The organism is Pseudoalteromonas sp. PAST1 (assembly GCF_021532515.1).
Lineage (GTDB): Bacteria > Pseudomonadota > Gammaproteobacteria > Enterobacterales > Alteromonadaceae > Pseudoalteromonas > Pseudoalteromonas simplex.
Genome location: NZ_JAKGBH010000013.1, coordinates 60629 through 80837, shown reverse-complemented (window position 1 = coordinate 80837; position 20209 = coordinate 60629). Strand labels below are relative to the sequence as shown.

16 protein-coding genes are annotated in these 20209 nt (G+C 42.2%); 8 read left to right on the top strand and 8 right to left on the bottom strand.

All coding sequences use genetic code 11. The features are described 5' to 3' along the window. Positions 1 to 346: 346 nt before the first annotated feature. The 5 genes from L1272_RS08560 to L1272_RS08540 are packed head-to-tail and all read left to right on the top strand — an operon-like array spanning position 347 to position 5445. On the top strand, positions 347 to 2155 hold the full coding sequence (locus L1272_RS08560; RefSeq protein ID WP_194441165.1) for a glycoside hydrolase family 3 protein: 1809 nt from the start codon (positions 347 to 349) through the stop codon (positions 2153 to 2155). Positions 2156 to 2201: 46 nt separating this feature from the next. Next, a complete protein-coding gene (locus L1272_RS08555) occupies positions 2202 to 2999 on the top strand; it encodes a putative hydro-lyase (RefSeq protein WP_194441164.1) in 798 nt (265 codons plus the stop codon). A gap of 6 nt (positions 3000 to 3005) precedes the next feature. Further along, positions 3006 to 3737, top strand: a complete 732-nt coding sequence (locus tag L1272_RS08550) for a 5-oxoprolinase subunit PxpA (protein WP_235373214.1) — start codon at positions 3006 to 3008, stop codon at positions 3735 to 3737. Continuing rightward, the gene (locus L1272_RS08545) at positions 3722 to 4585 is read left to right on the top strand and encodes a glutamate cyclase domain-containing protein (protein WP_194441163.1); all 864 of its coding nucleotides are present in this window, start codon (positions 3722 to 3724) and stop codon (positions 4583 to 4585) included. Before L1272_RS08550 ends, L1272_RS08545 begins: the two co-directional genes overlap by 16 nt. A gap of 2 nt (positions 4586 to 4587) precedes the next feature. After that, positions 4588 to 5445 carry an aminotransferase class IV gene (locus L1272_RS08540; protein WP_235373206.1) on the top strand — a complete coding sequence of 286 codons (858 nt, stop codon included), beginning with the start codon at positions 4588 to 4590 and terminating at the stop codon, positions 5443 to 5445. Positions 5446 to 5494: 49 nt separating this feature from the next. On the opposite strand, the gene L1272_RS08535 is transcribed toward L1272_RS08540, so the two are convergent. From L1272_RS08535 to L1272_RS08525, 3 genes are all read right to left on the bottom strand, one after another. Further along, positions 5495 to 6475 (bottom strand): WD40 repeat domain-containing protein, encoded by a 981-nt coding sequence (locus L1272_RS08535; protein WP_235373205.1) that lies wholly within the window; start codon positions 6473 to 6475, stop codon positions 5495 to 5497. Positions 6476 to 6672: 197 nt separating this feature from the next. Next, positions 6673 to 6933, bottom strand: a complete 261-nt coding sequence (locus tag L1272_RS08530; protein WP_138600123.1) for a hypothetical protein — start codon at positions 6931 to 6933, stop codon at positions 6673 to 6675. Between the two features lie 535 nt (positions 6934 to 7468). Then, entirely contained in the window at positions 7469 to 7846 is a 378-nt protein-coding gene (locus L1272_RS08525; protein WP_055021764.1) for a VOC family protein, read from the bottom strand. A gap of 162 nt (positions 7847 to 8008) precedes the next feature. Here L1272_RS08525 and L1272_RS08520 point away from each other — a divergent pair, with 162 nt between their 5' ends. After that, positions 8009 to 10030, top strand: coding sequence for a S9 family peptidase (locus L1272_RS08520; protein WP_194441159.1), 2022 nt, complete (start codon positions 8009 to 8011; stop codon positions 10028 to 10030). Positions 10031 to 10842: 812 nt separating this feature from the next. Here the strand turns inward: L1272_RS08520 and L1272_RS08515 are convergent. Further along, positions 10843 to 12444: an isocitrate lyase gene (locus tag L1272_RS08515; RefSeq protein ID WP_235373204.1), complete on the bottom strand. Its 1602-nt coding sequence runs from the start codon at positions 12442 to 12444 to the stop codon at positions 10843 to 10845. Positions 12445 to 12674: 230 nt separating this feature from the next. On the opposite strand from L1272_RS08515, the gene L1272_RS08510 reads away from it, so the two are divergent. After that, complete coding sequence (locus tag L1272_RS08510; RefSeq protein WP_228482470.1) at positions 12675 to 14849, top strand: malate synthase G; 2175 nt, start codon at positions 12675 to 12677, stop codon at positions 14847 to 14849. 197 nt (positions 14850 to 15046) lie between these two features. On the opposite strand, the gene L1272_RS08505 is transcribed toward L1272_RS08510, so the two are convergent. The 4 genes from L1272_RS08505 to L1272_RS08490 form a co-directional block, all read right to left on the bottom strand. Continuing rightward, positions 15047 to 15772, bottom strand: coding sequence for a YebC/PmpR family DNA-binding transcriptional regulator (locus tag L1272_RS08505; protein WP_054553380.1), 726 nt, complete (start codon positions 15770 to 15772; stop codon positions 15047 to 15049). Positions 15773 to 15904: 132 nt separating this feature from the next. Beyond that, on the bottom strand, positions 15905 to 16522 hold the full coding sequence (locus L1272_RS08500; protein WP_166338222.1) for an HAD family hydrolase: 618 nt from the start codon (positions 16520 to 16522) through the stop codon (positions 15905 to 15907). Positions 16523 to 16646: 124 nt separating this feature from the next. After that, entirely contained in the window at positions 16647 to 17150 is a 504-nt protein-coding gene (locus L1272_RS08495; protein WP_054553378.1) for a DUF6702 family protein, read from the bottom strand. Further along, positions 17150 to 19588, bottom strand: a complete 2439-nt coding sequence (locus L1272_RS08490) for a M1 family metallopeptidase (RefSeq protein WP_054553377.1) — start codon at positions 19586 to 19588, stop codon at positions 17150 to 17152. Before L1272_RS08490 ends, L1272_RS08495 begins: the two co-directional genes overlap by 1 nt. Before the next feature lie 267 nt (positions 19589 to 19855). Between L1272_RS08490 and L1272_RS08485 the strand changes: the two genes are divergently transcribed. Continuing rightward, positions 19856 to 20089 (top strand): hypothetical protein, encoded by a 234-nt coding sequence (locus tag L1272_RS08485; RefSeq protein WP_054553376.1) that lies wholly within the window; start codon positions 19856 to 19858, stop codon positions 20087 to 20089. The last annotated feature ends 120 nt before the right edge of the window (positions 20090 to 20209 follow it).

The window sequence follows — 20209 nt, the reverse complement described above, 5'->3', positions numbered from 1 at the left end:
CCCCCAGGCTTGTCATATTTACGCTGATGATTATGGAATATATTATTACTTTAAATTGTACTAAAAAGCGACCCATTAAATTGATAAATTATCAACTTGCCACACTTTTCATCAGTATAAAGGTTTGGTTACTTAAGCTTATTAGCCCTATTTGGTGATCTAACTTAGCTTTTTGCAGTCGGACTCAAAAACCGCTAGGGTAGCAAAAAAATACTGTATTTATATTTAAAAACCCATTAACATCAAGAATAATTTATTCTAAAAACTAAATAAGCGTTTTGCTTTGGAGCTTGCTGTGTTAAATAAGTTTGCACTATCGTCACTGGTTATCGGATTAGGATGTTTCATGCCATTACAATCATCATTTGCTGAGTCTGCATTAACTTTAAAACAACAGTTAGGGCAAAAGCTCATGCTTGACCTACGTTATTACTGCGAGCAAGACCCGGGTGAGCAAAAATGCCGTACACCGGTGACAGAACTGCCGGCCGATTTAGCAAATATCATCACTAAACATAACATTGGTGGGGTGATCTTATTTGCAGAAAATATCGATACTGTGCCGCAAGTGATCAAACTTAACAATGACCTACAAAAAGCCGCCGCTAAGTCAGAGTTAGGCTTACCGCTGTTTATTTCGATAGACCAAGAGGGCGGCCGAGTTGCCCGTATTCCTCGTGATGTAGGTACATCGTTTACCGGTAACATGTCGATTGGCGCGACCTATAAAGAACATGGTACCCACTTCGCAACTGAGTCTGCCCGCATTATTGCCGACGAGCTATTGGCACTGGGTGTTAATGTTAACTATGCACCCACGGTTGATGTAAACATGAACCCAGATAACCCCGTTATTAACGTGCGCTCTTACGGTGAAGATCCGCAATTGGTTGCAAAACTAGGTGGTGCCCAAGTAGCTGGGTTTGAAAACAACGGCGTTATTTCATCGTTAAAGCACTTTCCGGGGCATGGCGATACCAATGTAGATAGCCACACAGGTCTGCCAAAAGTAATGCATGATAAAGAAACCATTTGGCAGCAAGACTTACCACCTTTTAAAGAAATTATTAAAAACCAACAACCGGGTATGATCATGACTGCACATATCCAATACCCCGCCCTCGACGACAGCACGTTTGTCAGTAAAGAAGGCAAAACCATGATCAAGCCTGCAACGATGTCGCGCAAAATCATCACCGACTTATTACGTGACGAACTTGGTTATCAAGGTGTGGTGATCACAGATGCTCTTGATATGGCGGGGATCAGCCACTTTTTTGAACCAATTGAAGCGGTCGTAAATACCTTTGCAGCGGGTGTTGATATTGCTCTGATGCCAATCGAAATCAGAAGCCCTAAAGACTTAGCTGTGCTTGAAGCCCTGATTGAGCGATTAGAACAAGAAGTACAACGCGGCACGTTAAATGCCAACGAAATGAGTGCTTCTGCTACACGCATTTTAAAACTTAAAGAAAAGTTTAAGCTCACTTCGTTGCTTGATGACAAAGCAGCCATCAAAAAAGCGCAGCTTTTACTCGGTGATCAAAGCCATAGAAAAGTAGAAGCCGAATTAGCATTAGCTGCTATCACCGAAGTGAAAAACGAGAAAAGCACTCTACCGCTTAGCATTAAATCGGGCAGCAAAGTGCATATTATTATGCCAGATACCCGTAAATGCTATGCTCTGCAGCAGGCGTTAATTGACAACACCGATAAGTTAATCAGCTTTAGCTGCACAAGTTTGCAAGGTTATGAGCCGCTTGCAACATTAAAAGAAATTAACGAATCGGATATAATCATTGCCGCCAATGCGTCACCAAAACAAAGTGCTGTTGAAGTCGGTGGGATGGATGACTTAGCTGACAACCCGGAGTTTGCAATTGCTAAAGCCGACCAATCTGCGGCATTAGAGTCATTGCTAAAACAAGCAAAATTAGCCCATAAGAAGACTATATTTGTAAGCTTACGTGCCCCTTACGATATTGCCCAATTCGGGAAATTTAGCGACGCTGTACTTGCTACTTATGCTTACAATATTGATGTAGATACTGATGAGAAAATTGCAGGGCCAGCTTTCACAGCACTGGCAAAAGTATTACTAGGAAAAGCTCCTGCAAAAGGACAGCTACCCGTTACTATTAATGATCTGAACTGAGTGTTATTGTAAAACTATCAGTTAAGCATTTGGTAAGGATCGGTATATGCAAAAAAATGCATCATTAACCACTCCCGCAGCTATACGAAAAATGGTTCGCGCAGGAGATTACAGTGGTAATACATCGGGCTTTGCACCGGGCTTTGTGCAGGCTAATTTAGTCATTTTACCCAAACAGTACGCGTTTGATTTTTTGCAGTTTAGTCAAGCAAACCCAAAATCGTGCCCAATTATTGCCTCTAGTCGCTTACCGGGCGTTGCCGATATGCCAAGTGTTGGTGAAGACATTGATATTCGTAGCGATTTACCTCGTTACCGCGTCTTCAAACATGGCCAAATGGTTGAAGAGGTTACCGATATTACGAATCATTGGCGCGACGATTTAGTCACCTTTTTAATTGGTTGCTCGTTCTCATTTGAAGAAGCGCTGATTGCCGCAGGTCTTGAAATCAGAAACATCAGCGAGCAAAAGAATGTGCCTATGTATGTGACTAATATGGCGTGCCAGAGTGCGGGAATTTTCCACGCCAATATGGTTGTGAGTATGCGCCCGATGAAACCTGCCGATGCCATTCGCGCTATCCAAATTTGCAGCCGCTTTCCAAGTGTACATGGTGCGCCAGTGCATTTTGGCGACCCTGCTGCAATTGGCATTAAAGATATTAACAAACCTGAGTTTGGTGATGCGGTGACCATTAAAGAAGGCGAAGTGCCCGTATTTTGGGCCTGTGGTGTTACTCCACAAGTCGCGATTGCCAACGCGGCTCCTGATTTTTGTATCACGCATAGTCCAGGACACATGCTGATCACTGATATTCCAAATAGTAAAATGGCAGCGTTATAAATGACGATGAAATTAAACTGCGACCTTGGTGAAAGCTATGGCATGTGGAAAATGGGCTTAGATGAGCAAGTTATGCCACATATTGATATGGCAAATATTGCTTGTGGCTTTCATGCTGGCGATGCCGATGTGATGGCAAACACCCTAACCCTCGCCAAGCAGCACAAAGTAATGGTTGGCGCGCACCCAAGTTACCCTGATAAACAAGGCTTTGGTCGCCGCTCAATGGCTATGAGCGAAAAAGAGCTGACCAATTGCCTGCATTATCAAATTGCTGCAATTGATGGTATGGCTGCAGTACATGGTTTAACGCTCGAATACGTTAAGCCACATGGCGCACTGTATAACGACATGATGAGTGACGAGCAAACGCTGAATATCGTTATGCGCGCAGTGGCAAGTTATGCAAAGCCATTAAAATTAATGATTTTAGCTACCAACCAAGCTGCCAAACACAAAGTACAATCAAACGAGCTTCAACTAGAACTCATTTTAGAAGCGTTTGCCGACCGTCAATACACAGACGAAGGTAAGCTTGTTGCACGTTCTTTAGCGGGCAGCTTACACGACAAAGCGGCGCTAATGGCGCAAGTTAAACAGTTAGTTGCACATGGCACAGTTACAACGCGAAGTGGTCAGCAGCTGGCACTTAATGCCGATAGCCTGTGTGTACATGGCGATAATGAAGCGGGTATTGCACTCATTCAAGAGATCAAAGCACTATGTCAGCAAGCCTAAGCGACGCTGCGCTCAGCCAACACATTGAAACCATGATGGTTGAACAAAACCCACGTGGTATGCTGCATTTATACGCAAAACAACTAACGGGTACGTATTTACGCGCAGCAAAATACCTTTATAAAGCACAAGGTACTGTGTTGATAGGTACGGGCTTTGCGGTCAACAATACCTTCGAGACTGATGGTCCGGTTGGTGCAATTGCACTTTACAAGGTACTCGAAAAGCTTGGTAAACAGCCTATTTTGGTTACTGGCAACCCCCTTTACAGTGCCCTGAAAAATGACTTTAACTGTTTTGAGCTACCTATAAATAGCATTGATAATGCACACACTTTTAGCATTAAAGCCCTTGCGCAGCTAAAACCTGAGTGTGTTTTATCAATAGAACGCCCGGGGCTTAACGAGCATCAGCGTTATTATAATATGCGCGGTATTGATATTTCGGAGCATTGCGGCTGCTTTGATTTTTTTGTGACAGAAGCACCTTGCCCCACCATAGCAATTGGTGATGGCGGTAACGAAATAGGCATGGGTAACCTTGCACAGCATATGCAAGCGCTAAACATCACTCCTTGTTTAACAACCTGTGATGAGCTGTTACTCGCCGATGTATCTAACTGGGCAGCATACGGGCTCATTGCCTTTTTAAGTCGCTGGCATAACACTGATTTGTTGGCTGATATTGAGCCACTCAACATTTTACATTACCTAAGTGAGCGCGGTAGTGTCGATGGCGTCACCCATAAAAATGAGCTCACCGAAGACGGCCTGCATGCAATGCATGGTCAACAATTAATAACTCGGCTTCGCCAAATTGGCGGCTTTACGACAGAGAATGAGGTTTAACAATGGGCACGGTATACCTAAACGGTGAATACCTTGGCGCTGATGAAGCAAAGATTTCACCCATGGATCGCGGCTTCTTATTTGGCGATGGCATCTATGAAGTGATCCCATTATACCAAGGCAAAATGCTTGGCTTTGGCGCACATATTGAGCGTATGAATAACGGTTTAAACGAACTTGAAATTAAGCTCGATTACAGTGCCGATACGTGGCGTAAAATCTGTAATGATTTATGCGAGAAAAACCAAGGTGATAATCTAGGGATTTATTTGCACGTTAGCCGCGGCGCCGACACTAAACGAGCCCACGGCTACCCAACTAATATTACCCCGACCGTATTTGCATTTGCTTTTGAAATTCCGGCAGAGCCAAAAAGCGATATCGACAATGCAACAACTTACACCGTATCACTTGAGCAAGACCGTCGCTGGCAACGTTGCCATATTAAATCAACGGCACTGCTTGGCAATGTGATCCATTACCAGCACGGTGCAGCAGCGGGCAACAAAGAAACCATTCTTTTTAACCGCTTAGAAGAAATAACCGAAGCTAGTTCAAGTAACGTGTTTATTGTTAAAGATGCTGTGATCAGTACGCCACCACTTGATAACCAAATTTTACCGGGGATCACCCGCTGGTTAATCCTCAATATTCTTCACAGTTACAGTAACTTTAAAGTGCAAGAGCGCATTATTAGTAAAAACGAGTTACTTGATGCCGACGAAGTATGGATCACTAGCGCCACTAAAGAAGTTGGCCCAGTTGTAAAAGTAAATGGCAAGTTAGTTGGCGATGGTAAGCCTGGTGCAGTTTGGCAACAAGTGCAAAGCTTGTTTACCAAGCATAAGTTTGATTACTAATTTAATCGGACTCAAAAACAAACGCCTACTGCAAGTAGGCGTTTTTGTTTTAGCTTTTATTTGCTTTATAAGGCCAAGCTTGCAATAGGCCGTCACTGGTTTCTGAATATAGCTGCTTACCATCGTAAGCCACACTCAGTACTGACGTTCGCTGGCGCTGTTGTTTAGCTTCGTACTCAGCGATTAGTTCACCATCTGCAACGCGATATAAACGCATCTTCATTTTTGGCGACCCAGTTAATAGCCATTTATCTCGATTAATAAATTGCGATGCGGTGAACTCAATAAAGTTAGAGTATGAGGCCACTTCTGATAACTCTTTTTTATTGGCTAAATCAAAGAATACACGATCATCAACCGAGTCAATTGCAAAGCCCAAGCTTGCTGTTTTATTTAAAGAAACGTGATTCACTCTAGTCGCTAAACGCTCTTCAAAGCGAGTGCTGCCATCACTTGTTGACCAAAGCTTAACGTACTTGTCGCTTGAGCCGGTAAACGCCCACTGCCCATCAGCCGATAACGCCACGCTATTAATATCTAAGCGATGAATATCAAAACGCTTAGTATCACCTGTGCGAGTATTTATTACCTCAGCCTTGCCGCTACGATAAGCGATAACCAACGTATCGCCTACGGCTGAAATAGCGATGTCTCTTGCGATTTCTTGCCCGGTGAGCCAAGTACCAATACTACGCCCAGTGCGAGTATCGTATAAAATCACCGATAATCGATTTGAAATGAAAAAACGAGATTTGTTAGCACTAAAGCCCACAAGCTCAACATGTTCAGCGCCCTGCCCTGTTATACAATCGTATAGACGCGCTTTTAACTGATTATCCCAAACGCACACCTCAGATTGGGTTGCCACTAACGCGTGACTAGCATCCTCGGTTAGTGCCGTAGCACTTAGTAGCTCATTGCCATGGGCAAACTCACTACTAGCAGGGGCAGTAAACACCTCACCTCCACCACAGCCCAAAAGGCTCAGTGCAAATACACAGCACAGAGGTTTAAACAGTTTCGACGTCATGATTATTCTCAATTTTATAATTATTTTTGTATTGGCGCAGTGTAATGAAAATAAGCGGAAGTTGGTAGGGGAACTAGCTGTCAGCTTTCAGCCGTCAGCCATCAGTTTTTGTAGGCGTGAAATTTATTTCGCGCGAAGCGCTGGCAGTTGTGCGGTGCAGCGGCGCGCCATGCGAGCATGGCGCTTACTCAAAACAATTATTGGTCTGTTCTGCTCACGATTTCGTAGCCTTTGGCTTCATAATCATTGATGCATTTTTGAAATTTATTTTGAAGTTTTATTTCATCAAAAAAGCCTAGTGAGTATGCATCACACTTTACTTTCATATGTTCACTGTTTTCCAAAACCGCATTTAGTTTGAGCTCAGCAAAACCAAATTTATAGGCTAATTCTGTGAACTGTGAATACAGAACTAAAAGCAGTACAGCAAGAAGGGTAAGCGTTAGCGTATTTTTCATTTTTATTTCCTTTAAAAGTGTTGGTAAAAAGACTGGAGCAATTATCGAACCAACAATGTAACCTCATATAAATCAATAAAATGGATTATTCACACAAAAGCATAGTTGATATTTTCACCAATAAATAGTGAAAAAGACAACTATTTCCTAAAATAAATACAACCGTATTGTGATGTGTGTTTTTAAGGTGCGAAGTACGAGATTCGAGATGCGAAGTATGAGATTCGAGGTGCGAAATGCGAGGACCGAGATGTGAGGTAGGAGGTGCTTTAGCGCCGAACAACAACTTCCTAATCACAGCTTAAGATTACCCTACAATTTTCTTGTAGGCGTGAAATTTATTTCGCGCGAAGAGCCGGTAGGTATGCGATGTTACTGGCGTGCCATGTGAGCATAGCGCAAAGAAGAGTTAAGAGTTACGCGGCATAAAGCTACATAAGCTAGGCCCTGTTTCCTAGAGCCTAGCGCCTGTTAACTTTCAATCTGATAGCTGACGGCTGAAAGCTTACAGCTCACTTTCCCTCGCTCACTCCCCTCACCCATGCGTAAAACAAAACACATTAAGTTTGTTACCGTCTAAGTCTCTAAAGTATCCCGCATAAAAGCCGGGCATTTCACGTGGACCGGGGGCGCCTTCGTCTGTGCCACCTAGTTCTATGGCTTTTTTATAAAAGGCATCTACTTGGGCTGGGGTTTCGACTGCCAGAGCAATCATAGTGCCGTTACCTACTGTGGCTTTTTCATCGTTATAAGGTTTGGTAACCGCAAAACCGGGCTTATCTTGACCTGTGCTCCATGCGACAAAGCGGTCAGTTTCTAAAAAGCGCTCGGCGTTTAAAGTGGCGAACAATTCATCGTAATACTTTACTGCTTTAGCTAGGTTGTTAGTGCCTAACATGGTGTAACCTATCATTGTGTGCTCCTTACGTTTAAAAGTGTCTGTACTCAACATAAAAGGGAAATGACCATCTGTCTATTGATTTCTCCATTCATCGCAATGGACTATATTTCTGATGGTTGTTACTTTATAACAGGTTAACACGCCCTAATTTCTGCTCACTAACAAGGAAATAAAATGAAGTTTAAAACGTCTTTAGCACTGCTTGCAGCAGCCAGCTTTTACAGCCATGCAGGAGCTAGCAATACCTTTCAACTTGAAAATGTTTTTGATCTTGAATACGCCAACCAAATAGAAATGACAAAAAATGGCGATACAATTTACTTTGTGCGTAATCGCATGGATATCAAAAGCGACCGTAAAGTCAGTAATATTTGGTCAGTAAACCCAGATGGTAAAACCATGCTACCGCTAACGTCTGGCGTGCATATGGATTACTCTCCGGTGTTGTCACCAGATGAAACTCGTTTAGCGTTTATTTCTACCCGAGATGGTAGCAGCCAAATCTATGTAAAATGGTTAAAAACCGGTAACGTAGCAAAAATTAGTAACCTAACGCAAAGCCCTGGCGGATTAACTTGGACACCAGATGGCAAACAATTGGTGTTTAGCCAGTTTGTGCCAGCAAAATCAGCAAGCCCAGTGTCTTTACCGGGTAAGCCAGAAGGCGCTAAGTGGGCAGAGCCAGCTAAATATATTGACGATACCTATTACCGTGCCGATGGCGGTGGCTACTCTGAAAAAGGTTATCGTCACTTTTTTATCATCAGTGCAACGGGCGGCAATGCACGTCAATTGAGTTCTGGTGATTTTGATCATGGTGGTGCTATTAGCTTTAACGAACAAGGCGATGCGTTTTATTTTTCGGCTAATCGCTATGAAGACAATGAATTACACCCAACTGAATCTGAAATCTATAAACTTAGCTTAGCGGATCGTTCAATTACCCAAATAACAGACCGTAAAGGCCCAGATTCACGCCCTAAAGTCTCGCCAAATGGTCGTTACCTTGCATACACAGGCTACGACGACAAAAAAACTAACTATGAAAATAACGACATTTATTTACTTGATTTAAAATCAGGTAAAACCTCAGTACTCACTGCTGATTTAGACCGTAGTGTCGAAAGCATTAAATGGGATGATAGCGGCAGAGGTCTTTATTTTAGCTACGATAGTGAAGGTAAAACTCATCTAGCTTACCAGCCGCGTAGTGGTAAACATAAGGTGATTACCTCAGAGATTGGTAGTGTCGCCTTTGGTCGCCCATATTCAGGTGGTGACTTTGATGTGAGCGAAGATGGTGAAGTTGCATTCACACTTGCAGATACCCAGCGTCCAGCAGATGTAGCATTAATTAAGCGTGGTAAAACCGCACGTTTAACACAATTAAACGAAGATGCGCTGGGCGACAAAGAGCTGGCTAAGGTTGAAGAAATTTGGGTTAAATCAAGCCACGACGGTTTGGCCATTCAAGGTTGGATTGCTTACCCACCGGGTTTTGATAAAAACAAAAAGTACCCACTTGTTTTAGAAATCCACGGCGGTCCTGTTGCAAACTACGGCCCTCATTTTAGTCCTGAAGTTCAATTATACGCAGCCAAAGGTAATGTTGTGCTATATATGAACCCGCGCGGCAGTGACTCATACGGTAAAGAGTTTGCGCAAACAATTCATCATAACTACCCAAGTAATGACTTTGATGACTTAATGACAGGTGTTGATGCTGTCATCAATAAGGGCTTTATTGATGAGAGTAAGTTGTTTGTCACCGGCGGTTCAGGTGGCGGTGTTTTAACTGCATGGATTGTGGGTCATACAGACCGCTTTGCAGCCGCTGTTGTTGCTAAACCTGTTATCAATTGGATCAGCTTTGTACTAACTGCTGATTTCTACCCTTTCTTTGCTGACTATTGGTTCCCAGGTAAACCATGGGACAATATTGAGCATTATATGAAGCGCTCTCCAATTAGCTATGTGGGCAATGTAAAAACACCCACTATGCTGTTAACTGGTGAATCAGACTATCGCACGCCGATTTCTGAAACCGAGCAATTTTACCAAGCGTTAAAGCTACAAGGTGTTGATACAGCGATGGTGCGTATTCCTAATGCCTCACATGGTATTACCGCGCGCCCATCAAACCTGATGACCAAAGTCGGCTATATTCAATGGTGGTTTGATAAACATAGTAAGTAGTTGCGGGTTGCGAGCAATAGTTTAGGTGCGGCTTTATGCCGCGCCATATATAAACCATAACGCGGGATAAACCCGCTGCTATTTTCTAACTTTTGAATTTCAATCTGATAGCTGACGGCTGAAAGCTGACAGCTCTCTTTTCTGTAAACCCCCTTTACAGTCAAAATATGAGTAACTCCTTACATACATTTCTCAAATATCGGACATTAATCCAAAAGCAGTTAGTAAAAAATCGGTTTATAGCCAAAATCAGTAACTTGAGTTAGTAAAAAATCGGTTTGTGCCGCTAGAAACCTAGCTTCAGTTAGTAAAATTTTGGTTTGTAAGGGTGTTGAGTTGGTAAAAAATCGGTTTATGGCTTGAGTGAGTTAATAAAAAATCGGTTTGTAAATCGCTAGATTCTACAAAACAACATTAAATTGCCGTTTATATGAGCCAATTTAAACCATTCTAGAGGCTGTAATTAGGCAATAGGCCCTAAATTAAGGCTTATACGGCGGAGGTAGTTAAATCCTGATCTAAAATTCTTAGGCTGGTAAATGCGTGATCTGTATTTTTATAAAGCTAGTAAATGGCTGATCCAAGACTTGGTTAAAGAGTGATCCGAACTACGAGATACGAGATACGAGATACGAGGTGCGAGATACGAGGTGCGAGATACGAGGTGCGAGGTTCGAGGTTCGAGATGCGAGGTGAGAGATGCGAGTCTGATGGCTGACGGCTGAAAGCTGATAGCTAAAAAGCGAAAAAGGGCCCGAAGGCCCCTAACAACATTATTGAATAGCTATAAAAGAAACTACATTACAACTTGGTTAGAACTGGTTCATGGTATTTGCTTCACCACCGGCTTTAAGCGCATTTTCACCAGAGAAGTACTCTTTATGAGTATCACCAATGTTTGAACCTGCTAGGTCTTGGTGTTTCACTGATGCTTGCTCACGGCGGATTTCTTGACGTTGTACGTCGCGAACATACGCTAGCATGCCTAGGTCGCCGAAATAGCCTTCTGATAGAATATCAGTGCTTAGCGCCGCAGTATGGTAAGTTGGTAGCGTGATTAGGTGATGGAAGATACCCGCTTCACGTGCACCATCTTTTTGGAAGTTTTGCACAAGTACGTCTGCTGCCGCTGCAAGCTCTGTGTCATCCATTTCTGGCGCCATTAATGCCTTATTGTCATCGATGCTTGGGTAAGCTGATAAGTCTTTACCTTGCTCTTGCCACTCAGCATATACTTGCTCACGGAATTTAAGTGTCCAGTTGAACGACGGTGAGTTGTTGTATACCAGCTTAGCATTGGGTACTTGCTCTTTAACGCGGTTTACAAGCTCAGCGATTTGTTTAACGTTTGGCTTTTCTGTTTCAATCCACAGTAAGTCTGCGCCTGATTGTAAGCTAGTTACACAGTCTAGAACTACGCGGTCTTTCTCTGTGCCTTCACGGAACTGGTATAAACCATTATCTAAACGTGTTGGTTTGCAAAGCTGACCATTCAGCTTCATTACAGTGTCGCCTTCGTTTAAGTCATCCACACTGTTTACTAGTGTTGTTTCAAGGAACGACGTGTATTGGCTAGCAAGGTCGCCAGGAGTTTTAGATACTGGCACTTTTTGAGTAAGGCTTGCACCTAATGAGTCAGTACGAGCAACGATAATACCGTTATCAATGCCAAGCTCTAAGAATGCGTAACGAACCGCGTTAATTTTTGCTAGGAAATCTTCATGCGGTACAGTTACTTTACCAGCTTGGTGACCACATTGTTTTGCGTCAGATACTTGGTTCTCGATTTGGATAGCACATGCACCCGCTTCAATCATCTTTTTAGCAAGTAGGTAAGTTGCTTCTTCGTTACCGAAACCCGCATCGATATCAGCAATAATTGGCACAACATGGCTTTCGAAGTTATCGATTTTATTTAGCACTGCTTGAACGTCACCGCCGTTTGCTTTCGCTTCGTCTAGGTCTTTGTAAAGGTGGTCAAGCTCACGTGCATCAGCTTGCTTTAAGAAAGTGTAGATTTCTTCGATTAGCGCTGGAACAGACGTTTTTTCATGCATACTTTGGTCAGGTAATGGACCAAACTCAGAGCGAAGTGCCGCAACCATCCAGCCACTTAGGTATACATAGCTGCGTTTAGTTGTTTTATTATGACGTTTAATTGCCATCATCATTTGCTGTGCAGTAAAACCATGCCAACAACCTAATGATTGTGTGTATTGGCTGTGGTCAGCATCATAAGCTGCCATATCTGCACGCATAATGTCTGCAGTATATTGAGCAATGTCTAGACCCGTACGAAAACGGTTTTGTAAACGCATACGGCTTGCGTATTCTGGGTTGATTGACTGCCACGTTTTGCCTTGTGATTGACATAAAGTAGCTAAGTTATCGGTTTCGCGTTGATATGTTGTCATAATAAAAATCCTTCGAACGGGTTATCTATTTTTTGTTAGTGAGAGTGGCTACTTGGCGTTTGCTTCGTAGCGCTTAATTCAACATTAGGCGGATTTTTTGGATTTAGTAAATTTATAGTTGTTATTGCCACTATATTTTTAGTGAATGGCAAATAACCTGCTTATTAGCCTTTTTTACGATATGGTTGAGCCATGAATGATCAATTTAAGCTCGTTTAAAGGACATTATTATGACCACTCTCTCACTTAACGGTTTAAGCGTTGATCAACAACTTGCACAGTTTGTTGAACAGCAACTTTTACCAGGAACAGGCATTAGCACAGACACTTTTTGGCAAGGTTTTGCTGATATCGTCAATGAACTAACACCTATCAATCGTGCGCTTTTAGAAAAACGCGAACAACTACAAGCAAAGATTGATGACTACCATAAGCAGCAGCCGGTATGGGATGCTGCTAACTATCAAGCATTCCTTGAAGACATTGGCTACCTTGTTCCTGAGCCAGCTAGTTTCAGCATAGAAACAGAGCAAGTAGAGCCTGAAATCGCAAACACAGCTGGGCCACAGCTTGTTGTGCCAGTGAGTAATGCACGCTTTGCCTTAAACGCCGCAAATGCGCGCTGGGGCTCACTGTATGATGCGCTATACGGCACAGATGTATTAAGTGAAGACGACGGCGCTGAGAAAGGCTCTACATACAACCCTGTGCGTGGCTTTAAAGTCATGGCTTATGCCCGCCAGTTCCTTGATAAAGCACTGCCTTTAGCAAACGGCTCACACATCGAAAGCACCAGCTATGCAGTGGTTAATAATGAGCTTTTAATCACATTACGTGATAGTAGTCAGGTTCGCCTAGCAAACCCTGAACAACTTATTGGTTACCAAGGTGAAGCGCAAAATCCAAGCGCTATCTTATTGAAAAATAATGGCTTACATATTGAGCTACAAATAGACCATCATCACCCAATAGGCCAAGCAGATAAAGCAGGCCTTAAAGATGTACTACTAGAAGCAGCCCTTACAACGATTATGGACTGTGAAGATTCCGTTGCTGCCGTTGATGCCGAAGACAAAGTAAACGTCTATCAAAACTGGCTTGGTTTAATGCAAGGAAACCTAGTAGAAGCATTTAACAAAGAAGGTAAAACCATTGAACGCCGTTTAGCAGAAGATCGCCAATATCAAGGTGTAAATGGCGAAACAATCACGCTAAAAGGTCGTAGCATGATGTTTGTACGTAATGTTGGCCACTTAATGACTAATCCAGCTATCCAAGATAGTGAGGGCAATGACGTGTTTGAAGGCATTATGGATGCCATTATCACTAGCACCGCTGCACTTCATGACTTAAAAGCTACAGGTAGCCTTAAAAATTCAACGGCTAAGAGTATTAATATTGTTAAGCCAAAAATGCATGGTCCAGAAGAAGTTGCCTTCACTAATACCCTGTTTACCCGCGTTGAGCAGCTGTTAGGCTTGCCTGCAAACACCATTAAAATGGGTATTATGGATGAAGAGCGTCGTACTTCAGCTAACTTAAAAGCCTGTATTTTCGAAGCTAAAAAGCGTGTTGTATTCATCAATACCGGCTTCTTAGACCGCACTGGTGACGAAATTCATACTTCAATGCAAGCAGGTGTAGTACTGCCAAAAGGCGCTATTAAGCTTGAACCTTGGATCAGCGCATACGAAGATCGCAACGTAGATATTGGTCTTGCAACTGGCCTTAGTGGTAAAGCACAGATTGGTAAGGGTATGTGGCCAATGCCAGATAAAATGGCGTTAATGATGGAACAAAAAAGTGGTCACCCGAAAAGTGGGGCAAATACCGCTTGGGTGCCCTCTCCTACTGCTGCAACACTGCATGCCATGCATTATCATGATATTGATGTATTTGCCTGCCAAAGAGCGCTTATGGACCGCAAAGAAGCAAGCCTTACCAGCTTACTCACTCCGCCGCTTATGAAAGATGCCAGCAGCTTAAGCAAAGAAGATATTCAAGCCGAACTTGATAACAACGCTCAGGGTATTTTAGGTTATGTTGTGCGTTGGATTGACCAAGGTATTGGTTGCTCAAAAGTACCAGACATCAACCATGTCGGTTTAATGGAAGACCGTGCCACACTGCGTATTTCAAGCCAGCATATGGCCAACTGGCTGTATCATGGCGTTTGTTCTGAAGAGCAAATTAGAAAAACCATGGCACGTATGGCGAAAGTTGTTGATGGTCAAAATGAAGGTGATCCGGCCTACAATAATATGGCTGATTCAGCCGAAACTTTAGCACAAAGTGTTGCTTATCAAGCAGCTTTAGCCCTTGTATTAGAGGGAGTTAAACAACCTAGTGGCTATACTGAACCATTATTGCATGCGTTCCGTATAAAGTATAAATCGTTAAATTAGCCACTACACAACTCCCCTTCGAGTTTCATGTGTCGTTCATTGCAGCCCTAGGGCTGCTTTTTTTTGACTAATATCAACTGAACTCATAACGACAGTGAATAGCCACCATTCACGGTATAATGAAAATCTATTAAAAAAGGGGCATTTGTTACCAAATGCCCCTTTTTACGTACTAATACGTACTAATTTTTTAAAAATTAGTTTTTGACAATCGCATTGTGATAAACGTTTTGCACGTCATCACAGTCATCAAGCATAGAAATAAACTTTTCAAAGTTTGCGATATCATCTGGATCAGTGATGTCAGTATGAACTTGTGGAACAAACGTAATTTCGTCTACTTCAAAGTTAATACCTTCAAATGCTTCTTCAAGGGCTGTTTTTGCTTTGTAGTACTCTGTATGTGGAGCGAAAACTGACACTTTGCCATCTTCTACTTCTACATCCGTTACGTCTACATCAGCCATCATTAGCGCTTCAAGTACAACTTCGTCGTCATCACCTTCAAAGCCTAAAACAGCTAAGTGATCGAACATATGCGCTACACAGCCCGGTGTACCAATTTTTGAATCTGTTTTTGTAAACGGTAAACGTACATCTTTGATAGTACGGTTAGGGTTATCAGTTAAACAGTCTACAATTACCATACAGTTACCAGGGCCATAGCCTTCGTAACGTGCTGGAGAATAGTCTTCCCCTGCTCCACCGGCTGCTTTTTTGATTGCATTATCGATTACGTGTGCTGGAACTTGGTCTTTTTTTGCACGCTCAATAATACGTTTTAGCGCTTGGTTAACTTCTGGATCTGGTTCGCCATTTTTAGCAACAACGTAGATTTCTTTTCCGTACTTAGAATTTACTTTAGTTTTTGCATTGGCTGTTTTAGCCATGGCGTTTTTGCGGACTTCAAATGCTCTGCCCATCTTATGCCTCTATGAATACATTTGATAATTGCCGATATTTTAGCAACTCATGACGGCTTGGGCTAGTACTAGGACATTTAGAAAAATAAAAAACTAACAATAAATCTCAGGAAAAATAAAAAACAAGGCTATTTAACATAACACCTTATTTTCTTGGAATGAGTCAACCAAAGTAGGTAGTTCTGAAAAATGATGCATTACATAATCGGCCTGATTCGCATACTCAGGAATTTCATCTGGTGCGTACAAGCAAGCACGCATATTGGCATTATGCGCAGCCTGAATATCAAATAAGTAATCGCCAACATATAGTAACTCAGACTGATCAAGCTCCCATAATGTCGCAATCGCATTTAAAGCACTTGGATCAGGCTTAGCAGGCGCATCAGAGCGAGTCAACACGGTTTCTATTGGTAAGGGGTTATTCTTTAATTTAATGGCAGCTGCACGGTCGTAGTTGCGAGTCACAATCGCCATCGGGATGTTATTTTCTTTCAGCCTCTTAATTGCCTCAGCAACGCCTGGCAATAAATGCGCATGCTGCGCATCAATAAGTTCATGCTGATGAACAATATTCATCGCTTCTTCACGCATGTAAGGCGAAGGTAACGAAGCAATGTAAGCAAGTAAGTCATTATCAAGCGGACAGCCTACCTGTGCTTTGATCAGTGAAAAATCCAACTCCGATGAAACCAAAGTACCATCTAAGTCAAAAATTACGCCACGGATATTGTTGTCATGGATAGTCATATAAATCCCTGTATATGAGAAGTGGGAAAATGTTGATGCCCATTAATAAGATAGTTTACGAAATGGGTTTATTAAAGGATCAAAGGATTAAAAAAGTAACTTTTTTAATCCTTTAGGACTGCTATTACTCTGGATTGACCGGCTCAAATCTAGCCTCAAGCCAAGTATCATCTTGGCTAAAGGTCAGCGTTTTTACCTTACCTTTACCCTCAATATTTACCATATTCACTTGTGTTGGCCATAGGTCGCGAAGTGCTCCGTTGCTCATTCGAATACCATGAATTCCCTCAGGGATCATGACTTCTTGGTAAACCCAAAAGAATTTACCATCAACTTGCGCACCCACATCTTTAAGCTCAAGCGGCTTGCCATCTAAAGTTTGTAGAGCAATATGTGACTCAACATAATCTGCAAAACGCTTCTGATCTTCTTTATTTGATAAAATATCAGCATTGCCGTCAAACAAATATTCAACGGCGTGCTCTGTATCATGTAAATAAAAACGATGCATCAGCTCAATATTGTTGGTGCGTTTGTTAAATAACACGGTAGTCACAGACGCTTTTAACTGGTGCGCCATGGTTGGCGCACTCAGTAATAAAGCAAAAATAATGGCTATAAAGCGCATTATTGTTGCTCCTGGGCATCATTTTCGTCGTCTTTTTTCAGCTCAGTTTTAATATCTTGCATGATATCGCGGCTGACTTTCGCTTTACTCTTCTCACGTTTGTACACTTCAATACGTGATGGAATAATACGACGAGGGTAGTTATTGTTTTCTACATCAACATCCGCTGTTTCCCAGCGAGGGTCCACTGTAACAGACACTAGGTTTTTACCTTTTTCTGTAACAATTAGCTTTTGTACATGCTTGTGGTTACGACGCCAGATTTCAGCCGGAATGTACTGCTCTTCTTTCGTACCATCTTCATAAGTAAGCTCTAATAAGATAGGCATGACTAAACCACCTAAGTTTGAGAACTCAAGTACGTAGTAGTTTTTATCTTCTTTGATTGCACGCTCAAACGTTTTACGCTCCCAAGGCTCTAATCCTTTAAGGAATTTGTTATACGCGTTACGCTCTTTGTTAGTTACTGTGAAACGGTCGTTTTCGTCGTAGAAGTCAGTTACATCTGGGTTTTCTTCAACCCACAGTTTTTTACCTTCTTCTTTATTACGTTTTACGAATAACGGCATTGGCTTGTCAGCTTCGATATCACGTAAACGATTAAAGTCGATATCAGGGTTTTTGGTATCTAAACGAAGTTGATAAACCTTGTCTAGCGAGATATCAACGTGATCTGTGGTGTAGAACCAACCACGCCAGAACCAATCAAGGTCAACACCTGACGCTTCTTCCATAGTGCGGAAGAAATCAGCAGGAGTAGGGCGCTTGTATTTCCAACGCTGTGCATATTCTTTGAATGCAAAGTCGAATAGCTCACGGCCAAGGATCACTTCACGTAAAATGTTAAGTGCGGCAGCAGGCTTAGTATAAGCATTAGGGCCTAAACGTAATACGCTGTCTGACTGTGTCATAACAGGCACTTGGTTTTCAGACTTCATGTACTCAACGATGTCGCGAGGCTCAACACCCCAAGGAATAGTGTGGTCCCATTCGCGACCAGCAACACCATCTAAGAAGCTGTTAAGGCCTTCATCCATCCACGTCCATTGACGTTCATCAGAATTGACGATCATAGGAAAGTAAATGTGGCCAATTTCATGGATAACCACACCGATCAAGAAGCGTTTTTCTGCTTGCGAGTAGGTACGAGTTCCATCTTCTTGTAGATCTGTACGCGGGCCATTGAAGGTGATCATAGGATATTCCATACCGCCTACAGGGCCATTTACAGATTGAGCAACTGGGTAAGGGTAGTCAAACGAGAAGCGTGAATACACTTCCATTGTATGAACTACTGACTCAGTAGAATACTTCTTCCAAAGGTCACCACCTTCTTTAGGGTAAAAAGACATCGCCATTACTAACGGCTGATCTTTACCGCCTTGATGATAGCCTTTTGCATCCCACATAAACTTACGTGAAGAAGCCCACGCAAAGTCACGTACATTTTCAGCTTTAAAATGCCATGTTTTCGTTTTGTTTGTGCCTTCTTTTTCGTTTTCTAACGCTTCTTCTTCAGTCACGATGAAAACAGGGCGCTTAGCATCTTCAGCTTGTTCAAGACGCTTACGCTGTGTGCTAGTCAGAACGCTGCTTGGGTTATCAAGCTGACCCGTTGCCGATACGATATGGTCAGCAGGTACTGTAATTTCTACATCGTAATCACCAAACTCAAGTGTGAACTCACCGCTGCCTAAGAAAGCTTTGTTAGTCCACGCTTCATAATCAGTGTATGCAGCAAGACGAGGGAACCACTGCGCTAATAAGAAGATATCGTTACCATCTTCTTCAAAGTGTTCATAACCTGAACGTGCACCAACGGCGTCTTCTTCAACAATGTTAAAGGCGAAGTCCATGCTGAACTCAACGTCTTTTCCCGGTTTAAGCGGCTCGTTTAAGTCGATACGCATTAAGGTATCTACTACAGTAACTTTAAGCTCTTTTCCGTCTTCGTCTTTAACATTGGCGATTTGATAACCCAGCTCGTTGTCGGCCATAAATTGCTGACGACGTAACTGACCTAAGCTCAATTTAGTTGATTTTGGCTGAGGATCACCTTGCAATGTTTTACCATTGAAAGTAGATGTCATTTCAGCAATTGAGTCAGATTTAAAGATATTTTGGTCTAGCTGTAACCAAAGATACTTTAAGGTGTGCGGCGAGTTATTTTTGTATTCGATAGTTTGGCTTGCTGTTAAGCGACGTTTCTTTTCATCTAGCTTTACATCGATGTCGTAGTTTACTTGCTGTTGCCAGTAATTTTCAGCAGGCTCACCGGCCGCACTACGGTATACGTTTGGAGTTGGAAGTGCTTCATCTAGCTGACGGAACTTGTCAACGAATGAGCCTTTAGTTTGCTCAACAGATGACGCCATAACAGCTGAAGATACTGCTAAAGGCAATACCAAAGCACTCAATTTGAGAACTGCTTTTTTCATTGTTTATCCTGTAATTAGTTTGCAACCGTAACATCGCAAACTAAAAACAAAGTTGCAACATTATCACGATAAATTGCGGTATTTTTCAGGTAGTATTCATCGGTTATTACTAATCAAGATTAATTGTTGCTTTTTTTAATTAATATCTTGTAAAGGGGGTTTACAAAAACTGATTAATTTTAATTCAGCACTAATTCATTCCAAAGCATTACAGTTAAAGAGAAGGTAATCTACTTAAATTCTAGTTAATGATGAAAGGGTGATTAGATGAAGTTTTATATTGTAAAAAAAGACTCTCGTTTAGCAGCCATTCCTGCGCAAGAATCAATCTTAAATGAGTACCAAGAACGTGGTTTTAAGTTTGTTGAGGTCATCAATGCATGTGATGAATCAGACGCCCTATCACGAACAAAACCAGAGATTAAAAGAGCTAACAAATGGCTAATTTGGTCATCTTCATTGGTTATTTTGACCCTATCCATAATTATTTTTTGCAATTAAGTAATTTTTGTAGCATTTGCTATTGAAATTTACTGCCATTTATATTTAAAATCGCCCACTTTTTTGATTTTGGGGTCTACGCAGCATGCATTTTAAACCCCAAAATGTTTGGTAATCAGC

Coding starts and splice junctions, on each gene's coding strand:
- L1272_RS08495 (WP_054553378.1), bottom strand. CDS start 17,150: ATGCGCTTTATAGCCATTATTTTTGCTTTATTACTGAGTGCGCCAACC.
- L1272_RS08560 (WP_194441165.1), top strand. CDS start 347: ATGCCATTACAATCATCATTTGCTGAGTCTGCATTAACTTTAAAACAA.
- L1272_RS08525 (WP_055021764.1), bottom strand. CDS start 7,846: ATGATAGGTTACACCATGTTAGGCACTAACAACCTAGCTAAAGCAGTA.
- L1272_RS08490 (WP_054553377.1), bottom strand. CDS start 19,588: ATGAAAAAAGCAGTTCTCAAATTGAGTGCTTTGGTATTGCCTTTAGCA.
- L1272_RS08540 (WP_235373206.1), top strand. CDS start 4,588: ATGGGCACGGTATACCTAAACGGTGAATACCTTGGCGCTGATGAAGCA.
- L1272_RS08550 (WP_235373214.1), top strand. CDS start 3,006: ATGAAATTAAACTGCGACCTTGGTGAAAGCTATGGCATGTGGAAAATG.
- L1272_RS08515 (WP_235373204.1), bottom strand. CDS start 12,444: ATGACAACATATCAACGCGAAACCGATAACTTAGCTACTTTATGTCAA.
- L1272_RS08555 (WP_194441164.1), top strand. CDS start 2,202: ATGCAAAAAAATGCATCATTAACCACTCCCGCAGCTATACGAAAAATG.
- L1272_RS08535 (WP_235373205.1), bottom strand. CDS start 6,475: ATGACGTCGAAACTGTTTAAACCTCTGTGCTGTGTATTTGCACTGAGC.
- L1272_RS08510 (WP_228482470.1), top strand. CDS start 12,675: ATGACCACTCTCTCACTTAACGGTTTAAGCGTTGATCAACAACTTGCA.
- L1272_RS08500 (WP_166338222.1), bottom strand. CDS start 16,522: ATGACTATCCATGACAACAATATCCGTGGCGTAATTTTTGACTTAGAT.
- L1272_RS08485 (WP_054553376.1), top strand. CDS start 19,856: ATGAAGTTTTATATTGTAAAAAAAGACTCTCGTTTAGCAGCCATTCCT.
- L1272_RS08530 (WP_138600123.1), bottom strand. CDS start 6,933: ATGAAAAATACGCTAACGCTTACCCTTCTTGCTGTACTGCTTTTAGTT.
- L1272_RS08545 (WP_194441163.1), top strand. CDS start 3,722: ATGTCAGCAAGCCTAAGCGACGCTGCGCTCAGCCAACACATTGAAACC.
- L1272_RS08505 (WP_054553380.1), bottom strand. CDS start 15,772: ATGGGCAGAGCATTTGAAGTCCGCAAAAACGCCATGGCTAAAACAGCC.
- L1272_RS08520 (WP_194441159.1), top strand. CDS start 8,009: ATGAAGTTTAAAACGTCTTTAGCACTGCTTGCAGCAGCCAGCTTTTAC.